The sequence below is a fragment of the Streptomyces sp. HUAS YS2 genome (genome assembly GCF_033343995.1).
Lineage (GTDB): Bacteria > Actinomycetota > Actinomycetes > Streptomycetales > Streptomycetaceae > Streptomyces > Streptomyces solicathayae.
In genome coordinates this window covers 3,652,813-3,671,641 of sequence record NZ_CP137573.1, presented here as the reverse complement: position 1 = coordinate 3,671,641, position 18,829 = coordinate 3,652,813, and the positions used below count along the sequence as shown (strand labels likewise).

The 18,829-nt window shown below is 71.8% G+C and carries 19 protein-coding genes; 12 read left to right on the top strand and 7 right to left on the bottom strand.

The features are described 5' to 3' along the window. The first annotated feature begins 27 nt into the window (after window positions 1-27). Window positions 28-1,158, top strand: a complete 1,131-nt coding sequence (locus R2D22_RS16745) for a DUF2786 domain-containing protein (protein ID WP_318104372.1) — start codon at window positions 28-30, stop codon at window positions 1,156-1,158. Window positions 1,159-1,168: 10 nt separating this feature from the next. On the opposite strand, the gene R2D22_RS16740 is transcribed toward R2D22_RS16745, so the two are convergent. Further along, window positions 1,169-1,660, bottom strand: coding sequence for a hypothetical protein (locus R2D22_RS16740; RefSeq protein WP_318104370.1), 492 nt, complete (start codon window positions 1,658-1,660; stop codon window positions 1,169-1,171). A gap of 243 nt (window positions 1,661-1,903) precedes the next feature. Between R2D22_RS16740 and R2D22_RS16735 the strand changes: the two genes are divergently transcribed. Continuing rightward, window positions 1,904-2,116 (top strand): DUF397 domain-containing protein, encoded by a 213-nt coding sequence (locus R2D22_RS16735; protein WP_318109808.1) that lies wholly within the window; start codon window positions 1,904-1,906, stop codon window positions 2,114-2,116. 113 nt (window positions 2,117-2,229) lie between these two features. Here the strand turns inward: R2D22_RS16735 and R2D22_RS16730 are convergent, their stop codons facing one another. Continuing rightward, window positions 2,230-2,727 carry an ATP-binding protein gene (locus tag R2D22_RS16730; RefSeq protein ID WP_318104368.1) on the bottom strand — a complete coding sequence of 166 codons (498 nt, stop codon included), beginning with the start codon at window positions 2,725-2,727 and terminating at the stop codon, window positions 2,230-2,232. A gap of 314 nt (window positions 2,728-3,041) precedes the next feature. On the opposite strand from R2D22_RS16730, the gene R2D22_RS16725 reads away from it, so the two are divergent. The 6 genes from R2D22_RS16725 (at window position 3,042) to R2D22_RS16700 (ending at window position 8,641) form a co-directional block, all read left to right on the top strand. Further along, the gene (locus R2D22_RS16725) at window positions 3,042-3,914 is read left to right on the top strand and encodes a helix-turn-helix domain-containing protein (protein WP_318104367.1); all 873 of its coding nucleotides are present in this window, start codon (window positions 3,042-3,044) and stop codon (window positions 3,912-3,914) included. Between the two features lie 76 nt (window positions 3,915-3,990). Beyond that, complete coding sequence (locus R2D22_RS16720) at window positions 3,991-5,448, top strand: aldehyde dehydrogenase family protein (protein ID WP_318104366.1); 1,458 nt, start codon at window positions 3,991-3,993, stop codon at window positions 5,446-5,448. A 138-nt stretch (window positions 5,449-5,586) separates the two neighbouring features. After that, complete coding sequence (locus tag R2D22_RS16715) at window positions 5,587-6,126, top strand: DinB family protein (protein ID WP_318104364.1); 540 nt, start codon at window positions 5,587-5,589, stop codon at window positions 6,124-6,126. A 42-nt stretch (window positions 6,127-6,168) separates the two neighbouring features. Further along, entirely contained in the window at window positions 6,169-6,819 is a 651-nt protein-coding gene (locus R2D22_RS16710) for a PadR family transcriptional regulator (RefSeq protein WP_318104363.1), read from the top strand. A 101-nt stretch (window positions 6,820-6,920) separates the two neighbouring features. Then, window positions 6,921-7,877 carry an ATP-binding cassette domain-containing protein gene (locus tag R2D22_RS16705; RefSeq protein ID WP_318104362.1) on the top strand — a complete coding sequence of 319 codons (957 nt, stop codon included), beginning with the start codon at window positions 6,921-6,923 and terminating at the stop codon, window positions 7,875-7,877. Continuing rightward, on the top strand, window positions 7,874-8,641 hold the full coding sequence (locus R2D22_RS16700; RefSeq protein WP_318104361.1) for an ABC transporter permease: 768 nt from the start codon (window positions 7,874-7,876) through the stop codon (window positions 8,639-8,641). Before R2D22_RS16705 ends, R2D22_RS16700 begins: the two co-directional genes overlap by 4 nt. A gap of 60 nt (window positions 8,642-8,701) precedes the next feature. On the opposite strand, the gene gad is transcribed toward R2D22_RS16700, so the two are convergent. After that, the gene (gene gad, locus R2D22_RS16695) at window positions 8,702-10,108 is read right to left on the bottom strand and encodes a glutamate decarboxylase (protein WP_318104360.1); all 1,407 of its coding nucleotides are present in this window, start codon (window positions 10,106-10,108) and stop codon (window positions 8,702-8,704) included. A 43-nt stretch (window positions 10,109-10,151) separates the two neighbouring features. Continuing rightward, window positions 10,152-11,465, bottom strand: a complete 1,314-nt coding sequence (locus tag R2D22_RS16690; protein ID WP_318104359.1) for an ion channel protein — start codon at window positions 11,463-11,465, stop codon at window positions 10,152-10,154. 111 nt (window positions 11,466-11,576) lie between these two features. On the opposite strand from R2D22_RS16690, the gene R2D22_RS16685 reads away from it, so the two are divergent. Then, entirely contained in the window at window positions 11,577-12,356 is a 780-nt protein-coding gene (locus tag R2D22_RS16685) for a MerR family transcriptional regulator (RefSeq protein WP_318104358.1), read from the top strand. Window positions 12,357-12,438: 82 nt separating this feature from the next. On the opposite strand, the gene R2D22_RS16680 is transcribed toward R2D22_RS16685, so the two are convergent. Next, window positions 12,439-12,807 carry a YbjQ family protein gene (locus R2D22_RS16680; RefSeq protein ID WP_318104356.1) on the bottom strand — a complete coding sequence of 123 codons (369 nt, stop codon included), beginning with the start codon at window positions 12,805-12,807 and terminating at the stop codon, window positions 12,439-12,441. 131 nt (window positions 12,808-12,938) lie between these two features. Here R2D22_RS16680 and R2D22_RS16675 point away from each other — a divergent pair, with 131 nt between their 5' ends. Next, window positions 12,939-13,628, top strand: coding sequence for a DedA family protein (locus R2D22_RS16675; protein ID WP_318104355.1), 690 nt, complete (start codon window positions 12,939-12,941; stop codon window positions 13,626-13,628). A 64-nt stretch (window positions 13,629-13,692) separates the two neighbouring features. Here R2D22_RS16675 and R2D22_RS16670 read toward each other — a convergent pair whose 3' ends face one another. Both R2D22_RS16670 and R2D22_RS16665 read right to left on the bottom strand, forming a co-directional pair. Next, on the bottom strand, window positions 13,693-15,375 hold the full coding sequence (locus R2D22_RS16670) for a threonine/serine exporter family protein (protein WP_318104353.1): 1,683 nt from the start codon (window positions 15,373-15,375) through the stop codon (window positions 13,693-13,695). A gap of 143 nt (window positions 15,376-15,518) precedes the next feature. Beyond that, complete coding sequence (locus tag R2D22_RS16665) at window positions 15,519-16,010, bottom strand: inorganic diphosphatase (RefSeq protein WP_318104352.1); 492 nt, start codon at window positions 16,008-16,010, stop codon at window positions 15,519-15,521. 102 nt (window positions 16,011-16,112) lie between these two features. Here R2D22_RS16665 and dacB point away from each other — a divergent pair, with 102 nt between their 5' ends. Both dacB and R2D22_RS16655 read left to right on the top strand, forming a co-directional pair. Beyond that, window positions 16,113-17,537, top strand: coding sequence for a D-alanyl-D-alanine carboxypeptidase/D-alanyl-D-alanine endopeptidase (dacB, locus tag R2D22_RS16660; RefSeq protein WP_318104350.1), 1,425 nt, complete (start codon window positions 16,113-16,115; stop codon window positions 17,535-17,537). 72 nt (window positions 17,538-17,609) lie between these two features. Then, window positions 17,610-18,740 (top strand): zinc-dependent metalloprotease, encoded by a 1,131-nt coding sequence (locus tag R2D22_RS16655; protein WP_318104349.1) that lies wholly within the window; start codon window positions 17,610-17,612, stop codon window positions 18,738-18,740. Window positions 18,741-18,829: the final 89 nt, after the last annotated feature.

The following is an 18,829-nucleotide window of genomic DNA, read 5'->3' as shown; positions in this document are numbered from 1 at the left end:
AACGGGTTTCCACTACCGAGGGGTGACGTGAGCAGCACGGTTCAGAAGGCGTTCGAGGCGCTGTACGCGGAGGGCGACCACGCCCTCGACACGGCGGCCTCGCTGCTCGCCGCCGACACCGCCGCCGACGCGGAACTCGCCCGCCGCGGCGCGGAGTTCGTGCGCACGGCCTGGGAGCGCGGCTGGCAGCCCGCGGATCTCGCGCGGATCGTCCGGCGCGACCTCGACGAGCAGCACCTCCGCCTCCTCGCCGGGCTCGTCACCGCCGAGACTCGCCGCTACTCCGTCCTGCCGCCCCGCTGGGACGCGCAGCTCGCGGAGCTGGACGCCGAGCCCTGGCGGGCCGACCGGTTCTCGTACGCGACCGCCGTCCTGGAGCTGTACCGGCTGCTCGTCCGGCTGCCGGCGCTGGAGGCCGTCGGGCCGGTGCCCGGCGACTCGCTCCTGCCGCCGCCCGTCGCAGGCGAGCCGCGCATGCTGACCCGGGTCCGGGCGCTGCTCGCCAAGGCGGAGGGGACCACCTTCCCCGAGGAGGCCGAGGCGCTGACCGCCAAGGCGCAGGAGCTGATGGCCCGGCACAGCCTGGACGAGGCCGCGCTCGCCGCCCGCCGCCCGGACGCCGCCCGCGAGACGCCGGGGGCGGTACGGATCGGGGTGGACGCCCCGTACGAGACGGCGAAGGCGATCCTGCTGGACGCGGTGGCCTCCGCGAACCACTGCCGGGCCGTGTGGAACGAGCCGTACGGCTTCTCGACGGTCGTCGGCTTCGAGGCCGACCTGGAGCCGGTGGAACTGCTCTACACCTCGCTGCTGGTGCAGGGCACGGCCGCGATGACCCGTGCGGAGGCGGCCCAGCGCGCGGGCGGGCGCAAGCGCACGAAGTCGTTCCGGCAGTCGTTCCTGCTGGCGTACGCCAACCGGCTCGGTTCGCGGCTGGCGGCCACCTCGCGGCGCGTCGCCGCCACGGAGCCGACGCTCCTGCCGGCCCTGGCCTCCCGCGAGGTCGCGGTGACGGAGCGGGCGGACGCGATGTTCCCGGAGACCCGTACGACCCGGGTCCGGGCCGCCTGGGACGAGGCCGGATGGACGCACGGAACCTCGGCCGCCGACGCGGCGGCCCTGCACCCGGGCCGGCCGGAGGTCCCGCCGGCGGGCTGAGAGCGGCCGGCTAGGGGAGCTCGATCGCGTCCGAAGCCGATGCGGAGGCGGCCCCCGACGGCGCCGGATCCGCCTCCGTCAGCGTGTCCTTCGTGCCGCTCTTCCAGGCGACGACGAGCTTCTTCCCGTCGTTCGACTCGATGGTCCCCTCGGTCCGCTGGTTCGCCCCGTCGGTGCAGGTCAGGCGCAGAGTGACGGCGTCCGTCAGCTTGCCCTGGCAGACCTGCCCGGCCGCGATGACGACCGCGTGGCTCCTGCCGATGGACAGCCCGACGGGCTTCCCGTCGGTGATCCCCGCCCAGGACCCCTCCGGGCCGGTAGGCGCGGAAGGCACCGGGGAGGCGGTGGCGCGCGACGACGGCGCGGACGTCCGCCCGGCCGACGGCTCGGGGTCGCCCGACCGGTCCGCGGCGGGCTTCCCGCCCCCACTGCATGCCGTCAGGACGAGTGCCGCGGCGGCCACGCCCACCACGGCGGCGGAGCTTCGCTGCGTCGAGAACATCGCGCCAAGCTACCAAGGAGTAGCCGACGGCGTGGGGACCTTCGGGGGACCTCCGGGGCACCTTCACGCGCTCTCCCCGCCTGCCCCGTACGCTCGGTGGCGTAGTCGATACGCCACCCCGCGTGCACGTGCATCTGCTCATGCATTGGCATATGAACACAGCTATGATCCGAGACAGTTGACATCTGCACCAACCGTCTCGGGGAGCTACCAGTGCATCACGCGCACCACGCGTACAACGGCATGGCGGCAACGGAGCTGCGGGGTGTCGTCTGGCAGAAGAGCAGGCACAGCAACTCGCAGGGATCCTGCGTGGAGTTCGCGAAGTTGCCGGGCGGGAATGTCGCCGTGCGCAATTCGCGCCACCCCGACGGGCCCGCGCTGGTCTACACGCGGGCCGAGATCGAGGCGATGCTGCTGGGCGTGAAGGACGGGGAGTTCGACCACCTGGTGTGATCCCGACGTGCGACCACCTGGTGTGATTCCGCCGTACGAGCGGTGCGTGTGCGTGGAGGGCCCCGGCGATCCGAAGTCGCCGGGGCCCTCCTCGTACGCGTACCGCGGGCCGGCTACTCCGGGCCGATCCGGAACAGCGCCCAGACCACCTTGCCCTGGAGCGTCCCGGCCAGCGGGTGCCAGCCCCAGCCGTCGCTGAACGAGTCGACCAGGAACAGCCCGCGCCCCGATTCGGCGGCGAAGTCCTCGTCGCCCTGGCGGGCCTCCGGGCTCTCCTGGCTGGGGTCGCGGACGGCGCAGACCAGCCGGCTCGTCCAGCGCATCAGGTGCAGGCGGACCGACGGGGCCTGGCCGTCCTCGTGCGGGGCGTCGGCCGGGAGTGCGTGCCGCAGCGCGTTCGTGACGAGTTCGGAGACGACCAGGGCGACGTCGTCGAAGCGTTCGTGGAGATCCCACTGGGTGAGCGTCGACTGCGTGAACTTCCTGGCGCCGCGGACCGCTTCGTAGCGGGGCGGCAGGGCGCAGGAGGCGGAGCTGGAGACGGCCGCGGGATCGATCGGCGGAAGCCCCTGCCGTAACGGCTCGAGCATGGTCGATCCATTCGTCCCCATGCGAGGCACTCCCGGGATTCGCGGCTGTGGTGCTACAACACGAACGAGCACGCAGGTGCGCGGGGTCCATGGTTCCGAATGCGACCATCGGATGCAAGGGCAGATGCACGTGCACGCGCCGGACCTGTCCGTCCCCGTGCCGTTTGTTGTGCATATCTTCTGCCGACCACTTTCACGCTGCGGCCGAAGAGGCCCTCTTTCCGTAATCGAATGTGTACGGGCTGAAGCGTTTTGGTGGCAGAATCCGGGGCTCGGAGAGTTCGGGGGTGCTCCCGTCCGAGAACACCAACCGACGCGAAGGGGAGGCCGGAGCCGTGACCGCAGGCGAAACCGGCGGGACGAGCGGGAGTGTCGTGCGACGCATTCTGCTGGGCTCACAGCTCAGGCGGCTGAGGGAGTCGCGTGGCATCACGCGCGAGGCGGCCGGCTACTCGATCCGTGCATCCGAGTCGAAGATCAGTCGTATGGAGTTGGGAAGGGTGAGTTTCAAGGCCAGGGACGTCGAGGACCTCCTCACCCTGTACGGCGTCAGCGACGACATGGAGCGCGGCTCGCTGCTCGGGCTCGCCCGTGAGGCCAACGTGGCGGGGTGGTGGCACAGCTTCGGCGACGTGCTGCCCGGCTGGTTCCAGACGTACATCGGCCTGGAGGGTGCGGCCTCGCTCATCCGCATCTACGAAGTCCAGTTCGTGCACGGCCTGTTGCAGACCGAGGCCTACGCCCACGCGGTGGTCTCGCGCGGCATGCCCGACGCCCCGCGTGCCGAGATCGACCGCCGGGTCGCGCTCCGCCTGGAGCGGCAGAAGGTGCTCGTCTCCGAGAACGCGCCGCACTTCCACGCGGTGCTCGACGAGGCGGCGCTGCGCCGCCCGTACGGCGACCGGACGGTCATGCAGGGCCAGTTGCGGCACCTCATCGAGATCTCCGAGCACCCCAACGTCACGCTCCAGGTGATGCCGTTCAGCTTCGGCGGCCACGCCGGCGAGAGCGGCGCCTTCACGATGCTGAGCTTCCCCGAGTCGGACCTGTCGGACATCGTCTACCTGGAACAGCTGACCAGCGCCCTGTACCTCGACAAGCGCGAGGAGGTCGCGCAGTACGCCCGGGTGATGGAGCGGCTCCAGGGAGACAGCCCCGATCCCGAAGGAAGCCGCGATCTTCTTCGAGGACTCCTTCAACTCTCCTGAGACATAAGTACGATGACGTGACGTCAGTGCAGTCACGTTTCCGATGTCCGCCACCGCGGTCGGGGGGTCTCGTCGTATGTCCTACTTCACCGAGCTGGCACACCAGTACATAGACGGCGAATGGAAGCCCGGCAGCGGCTCGTGGGACATCATCGACTTCGACCCCTACACCGGGGAGAAGCTCGCGGCGATCACCGTGGCCACGGCCGACGAGGTCGACCGCGCCTACCGGGCCGCCGAGCGTGCCCAGACCGCGTGGGCGGAGACCAACCCGTACACCCGGCGGCTGGTCTTCGAGCGGGCGCTGCGGATCGTCGAGGAGCGCGAGGAGCAGATCGCCGAGACGATCGTCGCGGAGCTCGGCGGCACGCGCCTGAAGGCGGCCTTCGAGCTGCACCTGGCGAAGGAGTTCCTGCGCGAGGCGATCCAGCTGGCGCTGCGCCCCGAGGGCCGGATCCTGCCTTCGCCGGTGGACGGCAAGGAGAACCGCGTCTACCGGGTGCCGGTCGGCGTGGTCGGTGTGATCAGCCCGTTCAACTTCCCCTTCCTGCTGTCGATCAAGTCGGTCGCGCCTGCCCTCGCGCTCGGCAACGCGGTCGTCCTCAAGCCGCACCAGAACACGCCGATCTGCGGCGGCACGCTGGTCGCCAAGGTGCTGGAGGACGCGGGCCTGCCGCCGGGCCTGCTCAACGTGGTGGTCACCGACATCGCAGAGATCGGCGACGCGCTCCTGGAGCACCCGGTCCCGAAGGTCATCTCCTTCACCGGCTCCGACAAGGTCGGCCGGCACGTGGCCACCGTCTGCGCGGCCCGGTTCAAGCACGCGGTCCTCGAACTCGGCGGCAACAGCGCCCTGATCGTGCTGGACGACGCCGACGTGGACTACGCCGTCGACGCGGCGGTGTTCAGCCGTTTCGTGCACCAGGGCCAGGTCTGCATGGCGGCCAACCGGATCCTGGTGGACCGGTCGCTGGAGGCGGAGTTCACCGAGAAGTTCGTCGCCAAGGTCAGGACGCTGCGGGTGGGCGACCCGACCGACCCGGCGACCCACATCGGCCCGCTCATCAACGGGCAGCAGGCCGAGGCGGTCACCGCGCTCGTCGAGCAGACCGTCGCCGACGGCGCGACGGCGCTGCTGCACGGCTCCGCCGAGGGCAACGTGGTCTCCCCGACCGTTCTGACCGGGATCGCGGCCGATGCGCCCGTCCTGACCCAGGAGATCTTCGGTCCGGTCGCGCTGATCCTGCCGTTCGACGGCGAGGACGAGGCGGTGCGGATCGCCAACGACACCCCGTACGGCCTCAGCGGAGCCGTCCACACGGGTGATGTCGAGCGCGGCGTGCGGATCGCCAAGCGCATCCACACCGGAATGATCCACATCAACGACGGCACCGTGCACGACGAGCCGATCGTGCCCTTCGGTGGCGAGAAGCACTCGGGCGTCGGCCGGCTCAACGGCGACTCGATGATCGACGCCTTCACCACCCAGAAGTGGATCTCGGTGCAGCACGGCCGCAGCCGCTTCCCGTTCTGACCGTTCTGATCTTTCCGATCATCTCCTGAAGAGGCTCTTGCGGACAGAACCTGTCCGCAAGGGTCCCTAACGTGAGGGGTGTCGAGAGGGCGCAGGGTCCTCCCGGACACCACAGGCCAACACCCCAAGGCGGACAGCATGGTTACCTTCGTTCCCGCGGAGACCCCCGGCGACGAGCGCGGCGCGTTCCTCAACTTCGTCGAGGCGCAGCGCGCGGCGGTCCGCCGCGCGGCGTTCGGCCTGACCGAGGAGCAGGCGGCGAGCCACCCCAGCGCGAGCGAGCTGAGTCTGTCCGGCCTGATCAAGCACGTGGCGGAGGTCGAGCTCAGCTGGCTGCGGATGGCGCAGCAGCGGCCGAACGAGCGTCAGCGCACCAAGGAGACCTGGGCGGACGCCCACCGGCTCGTGGACGGCGAGACGATCCCGGAGACGCTGGCGTTCTGGGACGGCGTGGTGAAGGAGACCGAGGAGTTCGTCCGGTCGGTGCCGAGTCTGGACGACACCTTCCCGCTGCCGCCCGCGCCCTGGTTCCCGAAGGACGGCCGGGTCAGCATCCGCTGGATGCTGCTGCACCTGGTGCAGGAGATCGGTCGGCACGCCGGACACGCGGACATCATCCGCGAGTCCCTGGACGGGAAGAACTCGTTCGAGCTGATCGACCTGGAGCGCGAGGGGTGAGCGCGCCTACCCTGGTCAACGTTGACTAGGGAGGTACGCAGCATGTCGGCGATCCGGCTTCTGGTCCTGGGCGCGGTCAAGCAGCACGGCCGCGCCCACGGCTATCAGGTCCGCAACGACCTGGAGTACTGGGGCGCGCACGAGTGGTCCAACGCCAAGCCCGGCTCGATCTATCACGCGCTGAAGCAGATGGCGAAGCAGGGACTGCTGCACGCGTACGAGATCGCGCCGAGCACGGCCGGCGGCCCGCCGCGGGTCGAGTACGAGCTCACGGAGCAGGGGGCCGAGGAGTACTTCGCCCTGCTGCGCGAGGCGCTGACGACCTACGACCAGAAGATGGACGTCCTCTCGGCGGGCCTCGGCTTCATCGTCGACCTGCCGCGGGCGGAGGTGGTGGAGCTGCTGCGCCGGCGGGTGCGCGCGCTGGACGAGTGGCGCGAGGCGGTCACCACGTACTACACCCCGGAGGGCGGGCCGCAGCAGCTCGGGCACATCGGCGAGATCATGCACTGCTGGGTGCACTCGGCCGACGCCGGCAAGGAGTGGACGCTCGGGCTGATCGAGCGGATCGAGGGCGGGGCCTACGTGTTCGCCGGCGAGGGCGAACCGTTCGTCGGGGTGCTCGCCGAGGGGCAGGAGAACCCCTTCGCGACGGACCGGACCAAGGACGGGATGACCGGCGAGGCCGGCTGATCCCGCCCGGACGAATCAGCTAATCAAGTTTGACCAATCAGATCCGGGGCTATACCTTCCCCAGTGGTCAAGTTTGACTACTGGGTTTTCGGGAGGTGCGGATGACGGACGCGATCGTCGTCGAGGGCGCGCGGAAGCGGTACGGGGACCAGCCGGCCCTGGACGGATTCGACCTGGCCGTGCGGCGCGGCACGGTCCACGGGGTCCTCGGGCCCAACGGCGCGGGGAAGACCACCATGGTGCGGATCCTGGCCACCCTGCTGCGCCACGACGAGGGCGAGGTGAGGGTCGCCGGGTGCGACGTACGGACCGAGGCGGACCGGGTGCGGCGGCGGATCGGCCTGCTCGGCCAGCACGCGGCCCTGGACGAGCAGCTGGGCGGCCGGCAGAACCTGGAGATGTTCGGCCGGCTGTACCACCTGGGCGCGCGGCGCGCCGGGGAGCGGGCCGACGAGCTCCTGGAGCGGTTCGGGCTCTCGGACACCGGGCGCAAGGCGGTCGGGCAGTACAGCGGCGGCATGCGGCGCCGGCTCGACCTGGCGGCCTCGCTCATCACCGAGCCGGAGGTGCTCTTCCTGGACGAGCCCACCACCGGGCTCGACCCGCGCGGCCGCGCGGAGGTGTGGGACTCGGTCCGCTCCCTGGTCGGCAGGGGTACGACGGTGCTGCTGACCACGCAGTACCTGGAGGAGGCCGACCGACTTGCCGACCGGATCGCGGTGGTGGACCGCGGCCGGGTGGTCGCCGACGGCACGCCGGACGAACTGAAGTCGCGGGCCGGGCAGGACCGGATCGACGTGGTCGTACGGGACGCGCGGCGGCTCGCCGAGGCGGCCGGGCTGCTGCCGGTCCCGCCCGGCGACGTGGTGGTGGACCCGGACCGGCGGCGGGTCAGCGCACCGGTGACCGACCGGATGGCCTCGCTCGCCGAGACCGTACGCGCCCTGGAGGCGGCCGGGATCGAGGCGGAGGACATCGCGCTGCGGCGGCCGACGCTCGACGAGGTCTTCCTGCGGCTGACCGGAGAGCGGGACGAGCGCGAGGAGGTGGCCGCATGAGCGCGGCGGCGTACGCGGTGAGCGACTGCTGGACGATGACCCGGCGCGAGCTCACGCACTGGTCGCGGCAGCCGGTGCAGGTGCTGGTCGGCCTGGTGTTCCCGGTGATGATGCTGCTGATGTTCGGCTACCTGGTCGGCGGCGGCCGGGGTGTGCAGGGCGAGTACGTCGACTTCCTGATGCCCGGGATGCTCACGCTGACCATGGTGTTCGGCCTGGAGGGCACCATGACGGCGGTCACCCGGGACCTCGAGAAGGGCGTGATCGACCGCTTCCGCGCCATGCCGATGGCCGACGGCGCGGTGCTCGTCGGCCGGGCGGCCGCCGACATGCTCCAGTCGACGGTCGGGCTGCTGCTGATGACCGGGGTCGGGTACGCGATCGGCTGGCGGACGAGCGGCGGCCCCGGGGCGTTCCTCGGGGCGATGGGGCTGCTGCTCCTGCTGCGCTTCGCGATGCTGTGGATCGGGATCTTCCTGGCGCTGGTCGCGGGGCGGGCGGAGTTGGTGCAGGCCGTGCAGATCCTGGTGTGGCCGATCGGGTTCCTGTCCAACGCGTTCGCGACGCCCGAGGCGATGCCGGGCTGGCTGGGCACGGTCGTGGAGTGGAACCCGATGTCGGCGACGGCGACGGCGGTCCGGGAACTGCTCGGCAACCCGGGCGGCGAACCGGGCTGGACCCTGGTGGCGGTGCTGTGGCCGCTCGCCCTGCTCGCCGTGTTCTTCCCGCTGGCGGTGCGCCGGTTCGGCCGGCTGGGCGCGTAGCCGGCCGAAGGCGTGCTGCGGTGGCCGCCCCGCCCCTGGGGTCCGTCCGGCGGACGGGCTCTAGTGGTGGAAGGCGGTCGCCGCCTGCCGGTCGTCGGTGAACGGGTGCGGCTGGCGGCGCAGTTCGGGCAGGAGCCGGCCCAGGTCCTCGACGAACAGCCCCGCGAGATCCTCGGAGAAGCCGTTGCGGCAGACCACGCGGATCACCGACAGGTCCTCCCGGTTGGCGGGGAACGTGTACGCGGGGACCGTCCAGCCGCGCTCGCGCAGCCGGCGCGAGACGTCGAACACGTCGAAGGAGGTCACGTCGTCGGCGGTGGTGAAGGCGAAGACCGGTAGTTGGTCGCCGCGGGTGAGGAGTCGGAAGTCGCCCAGGGCCTCGATCCGTTCGGCGAGGGAGCAGGCGACGTCCCGGGTGGTCTGCTGGACCGCCCGGTAGCCCTCCCGGCCCAGCCGCAGGAAGTTGTAGTACTGGGCGACGACCTGGGCGCCGGGCCGGGAGAAGTTGAGCGCGAACGTCGGCATGTCGCCGCCCAGATAGTTCACCCGGAACACCAGTTCCTCGGGCAGTTCGGCCTGCGAGCGCCACAGCGCCCAGCCGACGCCCGGGTAGACCAGGCCGTACTTGTGGCCCGAGGTGTTGATCGAGGAGACCCGGGGGAGCCGGAAGTCCCAGACCAGGTCCTCGTCGACGAAGGGCGCGACCATCGCGCCGGACGCCCCGTCCACGTGGACGGGGATGTCGAGGCCGGTGCGCTCCTGGAGGGCGTCCAGGGCGGCGCAGACCTCGGCGACGGGCTCGTACGAGCCGTCGAAGGTCGAGCCGAGCACGGCCACCACGCCGATGGTGTTCTCGTCGCAGAGGTCGGCGGCGGCCTGCGGGTCGAGGTGGTAGCGCTCGCCCTCCATGGGCACCAGGCGGGGCTCGACCTCCCAGAAGTTGCAGAACTTGTCCCAGCAGACCTGGACGTTGACACCCATCACCAGATTGGGCCGGGCCGTCGCCGGATAGCGGTCCTTGTTCCGGGCGGCCCAGCGGCGCTTGAGGGCCATGCCGGCGAGCATGCACGCCTCGCTGGAGCCGGTGGTGGAGCAGCCGACGCCGGCTGACGGGTCGGGGGCGTTCCAGAGGTCGGCCAGCATGGCGACGCAGCGGCGCTCCAGCTCGGCGGTGCGCGGGTACTCGTCCTTGTCGATCATGTTTTTGTCGCGGCACTCCGCCATCAGCACCCCGGCCTGCTGCTCCATCCAGGTCGTGACGAAGGTGGCGAGGTTCAGCCGGGAGTTGCCGTCCAGCATCAGCTCGTCGTGGACGAGCTGGTACGCGCTCATGGGCGGCAGCGGCCCGTCGGGCAGGCGGTGCAGGGGCGGCGCCTCGGTCATGCCGCCGACGGGGTTGGCCTCGCCGAAGAACGGGTTGACGGGGGGTCGGCGGGCCGGTTCGGGAGAGCCTTTGTGCAGGGCCATGGAGTACTCCTGAAGAACGGGGATCGGGGATCGGGGGCGGGGGTCAGTGCAGGGCGTGACCCGAGGCGTCGAGTTCGAGCTGGGGCCGGCCGGTGACGACCAGCCAGGCGGGCAGCGAGGCCAGGCACAGCAGGGCGAGCATCGCGGGCGAGGCGGCGAGCACGGCGGCGGTGAACAGGCTCACCCAGCCCTGCCGGGTGGTCGCCAGGAGCACGCCGAGGACGCCTGCGGCCACGCCGATCGACGGGTCGACCTCCGGCACGACGGCGTGGGCGAACAGGCCGAAGGCGGCTCCGACGAACACGGCGGGGAAGATCCGGCCGCCGCGGAAGCCGCAGGCGGCGGCGACGAGCAGGGCGACGAGCTTGACCGCGGTCATCTTCGCCAGATCCCCGGCGGACCAGGCGCCGATGTCGGAGGTGAGCTCCTTGACCTGCTCCAGCCCTTTGAACAGCGTCAGGGGGCCGCCGAGGGCGCCCAGGAGCCCCAGCAGCAGGCCGCCGAGCGGAAGCATCAGCATCGGGTGCCTGAGTCTCTGGAAGCCCGTGTGGATCGATGGGAAGGCGTAGCAGCCCAACAGCCCGACGAGCGCGGCGAGGGTGGCGACCGTCATGGCGGCCAGGAGGTCCCCCCAGCCCGGGTGGGTGAGCACGGGCAGGTCCATGTCGAAGGTCGGGTGGGCGAGGAGGGTGGTGGTCATCGCGCCGGCCCCGGCTGCCGCCAGCGGCGCGAACAGCCGGTCCCACAGCGAGGCCTCCCCGGGCGAATGGGTGAGTGCCTCGGAGATCACCAGGGCGGCCGCGACCGGAGTGCCGAACAGCGCGCCGATGGTGCCGGCCGAGGCGAGCGACACCCACAGGGCCGCGGGCGCGCCCGGCGCGGCCCGGCGGCCGAGCCAGTGGGCGAGCCCGATGTTTGCGGCGATGATCGGGAACTCGGGTCCCAGGCTGACGCCGCCGGCGAGGGCCAGCGTGCTCGCGATCAGCAGGCCGGGGATGACGCCGGGGGACAGGGGCGGACCGCCCAGTCCGGTGGTGGCGGGGTCAGGGCCGGCGTGCCCGTACACCTTCCAGACCACCAGGCCGACCGCGATGCCGGTGGCGGTGAGCATCGAGATCATCCAGAGGGACGAGTAGCGGCCGATGCCCAGGGCGTCCGGCAGGGTCTCCCAGAGGACGTTCTCGAGGTTCTCCGCGAGCCCCTCGACCGCCAGGAAGAGCAGACTCGTCATCACGCCGACGAGGATCGCGGGCAGGGTGAGCCGCAGCAGGGTCCGCGCGGGCGTCGCCGGATGGACGACTGGCTCGGCCGGGGCGGCGCCGTCGGCGGGGGCGGCTGAGGGGGTATCAGGGGCCACCGACCCACCATAAGCGTCCAAATCCGGCATAACATCCCGAGATTCGGGCTTGAACCTCACGTGACGTGAGGCAGCACGCTGGATCTCGACACCAGAAGGGAGCGGGAAACGGTGAGCTTTTCCGTGGGACAGGTCGCCGGTTTCGCCGGAGTGACGGTGCGCACGCTGCACCACTACGACGAGATCGGACTGCTCTCCCCGAGCGCGCGCAGCCACGCGGGACACCGGCGCTACGACGAAGGCGACCTCGACCGGCTGCAGCAGGTCCTGTTCTACCGGGAGCTCGGCTTCCCGCTCGACCAGGTCGCGGTCCTGCTCGACGACCCCGAAGCGGACCCGCAGGAACACCTGCGGCGGCAGCACGAGCTGCTCTCCGCCCGGATCGCCGAGCTGAAGAAGATGGCCGAGGCCGTCGAGCACGCCATGGAGGCGAAGAAGATGGGCATCAACCTCACGCCCGAGGAGAGGTTCGAGGTCTTCGGGGACAAGGACCCGGAGCAGTACGCCGAGGAGGCCGAGGCCCGCTGGGGCGGCACCGACGCCTACGCCGAGTCCCAGCGCCGCACGGCCCGCTACACCAAGGCGGACTGGAAGCGCATGCAGGACGAGGCCGCCGACTGGGGCAGCCGCTACGACGCCCTGATGGGGGAGGGCGAGCCGTCCGACGGCGAGCGGGCCATGGACATGGCCGAGGAGCACCGGCTGCACATCGACGCGTGGTTCTACGAGTGCGGCTTTCAGATGCACACCTGCCTCGGCGACATGTACGTCGGCGACGAGCGCTTCAAGGCGTTCTACGACAGCATGCGCCCCGGCCTCGCCGAGCACCTGCGCGACGCGATCCACGCGAACGCGCGGCGCCACGGGTACACCCCGGAGGACGTCGGCTAGTCCGTACGGGGGATGGCGGCGCCGTACGGGGGAGGCGGCGCCACCTTCCCCGTACGGCCCGTACCGATCGGGCCCGTACCGCTCAGGCGCGCGGTGCGATCACGGCGGCCGTGCCGTACGCGCACACCTCCGTGCCGACGTCCGCGGCCTCCGTCACGTCGAAGCGGAACATCAGCACCGCGTTCGCGCCGCGCGCCTTCGCCTGCTCCACCAGCCGCTCCATCGCCTGGTTGCGGGTCTCCACGAGGGTCTTCGTCAGACCCTTCAGCTCGCCGCCGACCATCGACTTCAGGCCCGCGCCGATCTGGCTGCCGAGATGCCGGGAGCGGACGGTCAGCCCGAAGACCTCGCCGATGACCTGCTTGACCTCGTACCCGGGCACGTCGTTCGTCGTGACCACCAGGACATCGGCCTGCGGGCGCTGCCCGCCGCCGTACTCGTCGATACTCATGGCGACAGCCTCGCGCCGGAGCGTTCCCCCCGCATCCCGGGAGGGGCCGGTGGAACCCAGGGCGTTCACCGGGCGTTGATAACTTGGGGCAGCCGTCCCCGCCCCCATGCGAACCTGGAGCCCGGATCCCCGTGAATACGCTTGCCCTCGGACCGAGCTGGCTGGACCCGGACTACCTGATCCAGACCTTCGGTCTGATCGGTGTCCTGGTCATCGTCTTCGCCGAGTCCGGACTCCTCATCGGCTTCTTCCTGCCCGGTGACTCGCTGCTGTTCACCACCGGCCTGCTGGTCACCACCGGCAAGCTCGACACCCCGCTGTGGATCGTGTGCACGCTGGTGGTCGCCGCCGCGATCATCGGCGACCAGGTCGGCTACCTCTTCGGCCGGAAGGTCGGCCCCGCGCTCTTCTCGCGCCCGGACTCCAAGCTGTTCAAGCAGGAGAACGTGGAGAAGGCGCACGAGTTCTTCGAGAAGCACGGCCCGAAGTCGCTGATCCTGGCCCGCTTCGTGCCCATCGTGCGCACGTTCACGCCGATCATCGCCGGCGTGAGCCGGATGAACTACCGCTCCTTCCTGATCTTCAACGTCATCGGCGGCGTGCTGTGGGGCGCCGGCGTCACACTGCTCGGCGCGTCCCTCGGCAAGGTCGAGTTCGTGCACAGGCACATCGAGGCGATCCTCATCGCGATCGTGCTCATCTCCGTGATCCCGATCGTCATCGAGTTCCTGCGGGCCCGCTCCCAGAACAAGAAGGCCCAGGCCGCCGAGCAGGACGGCGGCGCCCCGCAGTCCGGCCGCGGCCGCCACGCCAAGCGCTGAGCACGCCGCCGGCCCGCCCGGCGGGCCGGGCCGGAAACGGGCCGGCTCGGAAGCGGGCCGGCCCCTAGAAGCCGCGCGTGCGCTTCGCCGCGCGGCGGGCCGCGCCCGCGCCCGGGGCCCGCATGAACATCCGGGCCAGCTCGCTACCCAGGTTCACGCCGATCGCGATCGCCAGGGCCAGCGCCGCCGCCTTCGCCAGCGAGGCGAAGCCCTGGTCCAGGTTGTTCTGGGCGATCGCGAGCACACCGAAGTACGTCGCCGAACCCGGCAGCAGCGGGCCGATCGCCGCCGTCACGTACGGCAGCGACGAGGTGTGCTCGTACCGGGCGATCAGCTGGCCGAACAGACCCACCAGACCGGCCGCCACCGCCGTCGCCATCACCGACGAGCCGCCCGCCGTCACCGCGATCGACGCGTACACCACCCAGGCGACACCGCCGTTCAGGGTCGCGAACAGCACCGTCGCCCGGCTCTGCTGCAACAGCACCGCGAACGTCAGACACAGCACCATCGCCGCGAGGATCTGCACCACCGGCCGCTCGACCGGCCGCAGCACCCCCTCAGGGCTCAGCTCCACGCCGAACTGCACGGCCACGTACAGCACCGACAGCACACCGACCACGATCGCCACGAAGAAGTACCCGACCTCCAGGAGCCGGGCCGAGGCCGTGATGTAGAAGCCGGTCAGACCGTCCTGCACCGCCGAGACCAGCGCCCGCCCCGGGATCAGCGCGAACAGCCCACCGGTGATGACCGCCGACGGCCGCGGCTCGGCGTGCAGCAGCGTGAGCAGCACCCCCATCGTGGCCGGCGGCATCGCCGCCACCAGGAACTGGTAGAACTCCGGCAGCCCGCGCCCCGCGCACAGCCACGCCAGCCGGTCGCCGAGCACCGCACCGAGCGCCGCCACCAGGAACACCGCGGGACCACCACCGAGCAGCACCGACGCCGCCCCGGCCAGCACGCCCGCCGCCAGGGTCAGCACCCAGCCCGGGTACGGGTGCCGGTTGCGCCGGATCTCCGCGAGCCGCCGGTACGCCTCCTCCGGCGAGACGTCGTGGTCCACCGCGTTGATGTCGGCGAGCAGCTGGTAGACGGCCGCCAGGCGGGTGTAGTCGGTGCCGCGGCGGCGCACCGTCCGGTTCGCCGTGACCGGGGCGTCCACCAGCGACGGCTGGTACGTGACCGAAAGCAGCGTGAACGTCACCGTCGGCTCGCAGCGGTCGAGCCCGTAACTGCGGCAGATCGCGAACATCGCCGCCTCGACGTCCTCCGCGCCCTCACCGCCCGCGAGCAGCAGCTCGCCGATGCGGAGCGTCAGGTCGAGCACACGCGGCACGTTCGGGCCGGTGACACCCTCCGCCGGCGCCTGCTCCGGCACCGGCCGCTCCCCGACCGGCAGCCGCAGCATCGTCCGCATCCGGTCCTGCCACGGCGCGTCCTTCGACAGCCGCACCATCGGCACGCCGTACGCCGGGGTGAACGCGGGCGGCGACGACTTCGCCGTGTACGTCGACGGCGTCGCGAAGGCGGAACCTTCCTGCTCGGCAGGAACCTCAGGCTCCGGGGCCTCGAGCCCCTCCGGCAGCGCGAACTCCGAGGTCGCCTGGTCCTCCTCGGGCGGGGCGGGCTGCTCGACCCCGGCCGGCGGTGTGAACGCGCTGCGCGCCTCGTCCGACTGCGGCTTCTGCTCCTCGGGACCCTCCTGCGGAGCCTCCTCCGAGCCGCCGCCCGGCCTCGCCACCACTCGCCTCGCCCTCACTCACTCCCGGCCCGGACACACGATCGGTCCCAGTATGAACGCGCGACGGGCGGCGCACCCGGCGTGGGGTGCGCCGCCCGTCACGGACAGCGGGGAGCGGACCGGCACGGCGGCCGGACCGGACCGGCTCAGTGGCCGCCCTGCTCCTGGAAGCGCTTGTACGACTTCTCGACCTCGGCCTCGGCCTCGGCGCGGCCGACCCAGTCGGCGCCCTCGACGGACTTGCCCGGCTCCAGGTCCTTGTAGACCTCGAAGAAGTGCTGGATCTCCAGGCGGTCGAACTCCGACACGTGGTGGATGTCGCGCAGGTGCTCGACCCGCGGGTCCGTCGCCGGGACGCACAGCAGCTTGTCGTCGCCGCCGGCCTCGTCGGTCATGCGGAACATGCCGATCGCGCGGCACTTGATGAGGCAGCCCGGGAAGGTCGGCTCGTCGAGGATGACCAGCGCGTCCAGCGGGTCGCCGTCCTCGCCCAGGGTGTTCTCGATGTACCCGTAGTCCGCCGGGTAGGCGGTCGACGTGAAGAGGCGGCGGTCCAGGCGGATGCGGCCGGTCTCGTGGTCGACCTCGTACTTGTTGCGGGACCCCTTGGGGATCTCGATGAGAACGTCGAACTCCACGGGTGGCTCCTCCTGAATCAACACATGTCAATGCTCGCGACGGCGCGCGGTGATTAAGTGTCCCTCACGCAGGTGTGTGATCGCGAAAGGGGCTGGTCAGCGATGCCGGAGCCGAGACTGTGGCAGCTCACGGCGGGCTCGGCCGTCCTGGGGCTCGTCCTGGCCGCCGGAGCGGTGGCCGCGGCCGGACCATGGGACAACGGTCAGCGTAAGGCCGAGCGGGCCAAGGCGGCCGTCGCGGACCGGACAGGTGGCACACATCACGCCGCCGCCCGCTCCGCCGAAGGCCTCCCGCCCGCCCCCGAACCGGCCCCCAGCGCCCCCGGAGTCCTCACCCCGCTCGGCACCTCCGCCCCCGCCGCCGCGGCCGCCGGCCGCCCCGCCGACCTCGCCGCGACCCTCGTCCCGCTGCTCGGCGACCCCGGCCTCGGCCCACTGCGCACCGCCTCCGTCGTCGACGTCGCCACCGGCCGGCAGCTGTACGGGCAGGGCGCGGCCACCCCCATGACCCCCGCCTCCACCGTCAAGATCGCCACCGCCGCCGCCGCGCTCACCGCGCTCGGCCCCGACCACCGCATCGCCACCACCGTCACCGCAGCCCCCGACGGCCGCACCGTCACCCTCGTCGGCGGCGGCGACCCCACCCTCGACCGGACCGGCCTGCGCGCCCTCGCCACCGGCACCGCCCGCGCCCTGCGCGACCGCGGCGTCACCGACGTCACCCTCCGGTACGACACCACCCGCTACACCGGCCCCGCCCTGCACCCCATCGGCCCCAACGACAACCTCGCCCCCGTCAGCGCCCTGATGCTCGACGAGGGCCGGCTCGACCGCTCCACCAGCGGCCCCGCGCCCCGCGCCACCGACCCCGCCGCCGACGCCGCCGACGCGTTCGCCGGCCTCCTGCGCGACACCGGCGTCACCGTCCGCCGCGGCCCCGCCGCCGGCCGCGCGCCCGCCGGGGCCACCGTCGTCGCCAAGACGTACTCCCGCCCGCTCTCCGCCCTCGTCGAGCGCATGCTCACCCACAGCGACAACGACCTCGCCGAGGCCCTCGCCCGCCAGACCGCCCTCGCCGCCCGGAAGCCCGCCAGCTTCGCCGGCGCCCAGCAGGCCGTCCGCGACCGCCTCAAGACCCTCGGCGTCCCCCTCGCCGGCGCCCGCTTCGCCGACGGCAGCGGTCTCGACCGCAACGACCGCGTCTCCGCCGCCACCCTCACCGCGATCCTCACCCGCGCGGCCGACCCCGCCCGCCCCGAACTCCGCCCCGTCCTCACCGGACTGCCCGTCGGCGGCTTCAGCGGCACCCTCAGGACCCGCTACGGCACCGACCGCACCGCCGCCGGAGCCGGCACCGTCCGCGCCAAGACCGGCACCCTCACCGGCGTCAACACCCTCGCCGGAACCGTCGTCACCGCCGACGGCCGGCTCCTCGCCTTCGCCTTCCTGGCCGGCCGCACCCCCTCCCCGTACACCGCCCAGCCCGCCCTCGACCGCCTCGCCGCCGCCCTCGCCCCCAGAGGCTGACCGACCCCCGACCCCAACGGCTGACCGGCCCGAACCCTCACCGATCGCGTCCCGAGAACGTACGGTTGACGCATGACGAGCATCGGTGGTGCCGAGATGGTCGACTGGAATCTCGCGGTCGCGACCGCGACCCGCCTGGTGCGCCCGGGCCCCGAAGTGAGCCGCGACGAGGCCCGCGAGGTCGTCGCGGAGCTCCGCCGCCACGCCAAGGCGTCCGAGGAACACGTGCGCGCCTTCACCCGGATGATCCCCGAGGGCCACGAACCACCCGACACACCCGTCCTCGTCGTCGACCGCGCCGGCTGGATCCGCGCCAACGTCGCCGGCTTCCGCGAACTGCTCTCCCCGCTCCTCGGCAAGATGCAGGAACGCCGCACCGCCACCCCCGGCGGCGCCGTCCTCGGCACCGTCGGCGGCAAGGTCACCGGCGTCGAACTCGGCATGCTCCTGTCCTTCCTCGCCTCCCGCGTCCTCGGCCAGTACGAGACCTTCGCCCCCGCCACCCGCGAACTCCCCGCCGCCGAGAACGGCGGCGGCCGGCTCCTGCTCGTCGCCCCCAACATCGTCCACGTCGAACGCGAACTCGCCGTCGCCCCCCACGACTTCCGGCTCTGGGTCTGCCTCCACGAGGAGACCCACCGCACCCAGTTCACCGCCGTCCCCTGGCTGCGCGACCACCTCCAGGGCGAGATCCAGTCATTCCTCGCCGCCACCGACATCGACCCCGCCACCGTCCTCGAACGCCTCCGCGAGGCCGTCCAGGCCTTCAGCGGCGGCCGCCCCGAGGGCGAGGAGGGGGAACCCTCACCGTCCCTCGTCGAACTCGTCCAGACCCCCGAGCAGCGCGAGATCCTCGGCCGCCTCACCGCCGTCATGTCCCTGCTCGAAGGCCACGCCGACTACGTCATGGACGGCGTCGGACCGCAGGTCGTCCCCTCCGTCCAGGAGATCCGCGAGAAGTTCCAGCAGCGCCGCGCCCGCGGCGCGTCCCGCCTCGACCTCGCCCTGCGCCGGTTCCTCGGCCTCGACGCCAAGCTCCGCCAGTACCGCGACGGCGAACGCTTCGTCCGCGCCGTCGTCGACCAGGTCGGCATGGACGGCTTCAACCGCATCTGGACCTCGCCGAACACCCTCCCGACCAAGACGGAGATCGCCGAACCCGCCGACTGGATCGCGAGGGTGCACCGTAAGGCAGACTCCTGAGCCGGGTGAGGCCGACGACAGAAGAAAGCCCCACCAATCACCCATCCGAGGGACCGTAGGCGAGGGGTAGGCGTGCAATGCTCGGGTAA

Bases quoted from the DNA above. Each gene is read 5' to 3' on its own strand.
- R2D22_RS16710 (WP_318104363.1), top strand. From the start codon at position 6,169: ATGTCGGCGATCCGGCTTCTGGTCCTGGGCGCGGTCAAGCAGCACGGC.
- R2D22_RS16700 (WP_318104361.1), top strand. From the start codon at position 7,874: ATGAGCGCGGCGGCGTACGCGGTGAGCGACTGCTGGACGATGACCCGG.
- dacB (WP_318104350.1), top strand. From the start codon at position 16,113: ATGCCGGAGCCGAGACTGTGGCAGCTCACGGCGGGCTCGGCCGTCCTG.
- R2D22_RS16730 (WP_318104368.1), bottom strand. From the start codon at position 2,727: ATGGGGACGAATGGATCGACCATGCTCGAGCCGTTACGGCAGGGGCTT.
- R2D22_RS16740 (WP_318104370.1), bottom strand. From the start codon at position 1,660: ATGTTCTCGACGCAGCGAAGCTCCGCCGCCGTGGTGGGCGTGGCCGCC.
- R2D22_RS16715 (WP_318104364.1), top strand. From the start codon at position 5,587: ATGGTTACCTTCGTTCCCGCGGAGACCCCCGGCGACGAGCGCGGCGCG.
- R2D22_RS16705 (WP_318104362.1), top strand. From the start codon at position 6,921: ATGACGGACGCGATCGTCGTCGAGGGCGCGCGGAAGCGGTACGGGGAC.
- gad (WP_318104360.1), bottom strand. From the start codon at position 10,108: ATGGCCCTGCACAAAGGCTCTCCCGAACCGGCCCGCCGACCCCCCGTC.
- R2D22_RS16655 (WP_318104349.1), top strand. From the start codon at position 17,610: ATGACGAGCATCGGTGGTGCCGAGATGGTCGACTGGAATCTCGCGGTC.
- R2D22_RS16680 (WP_318104356.1), bottom strand. From the start codon at position 12,807: ATGAGTATCGACGAGTACGGCGGCGGGCAGCGCCCGCAGGCCGATGTC.
- R2D22_RS16735 (WP_318109808.1), top strand. From the start codon at position 1,904: ATGGCGGCAACGGAGCTGCGGGGTGTCGTCTGGCAGAAGAGCAGGCAC.
- R2D22_RS16720 (WP_318104366.1), top strand. From the start codon at position 3,991: ATGTCCTACTTCACCGAGCTGGCACACCAGTACATAGACGGCGAATGG.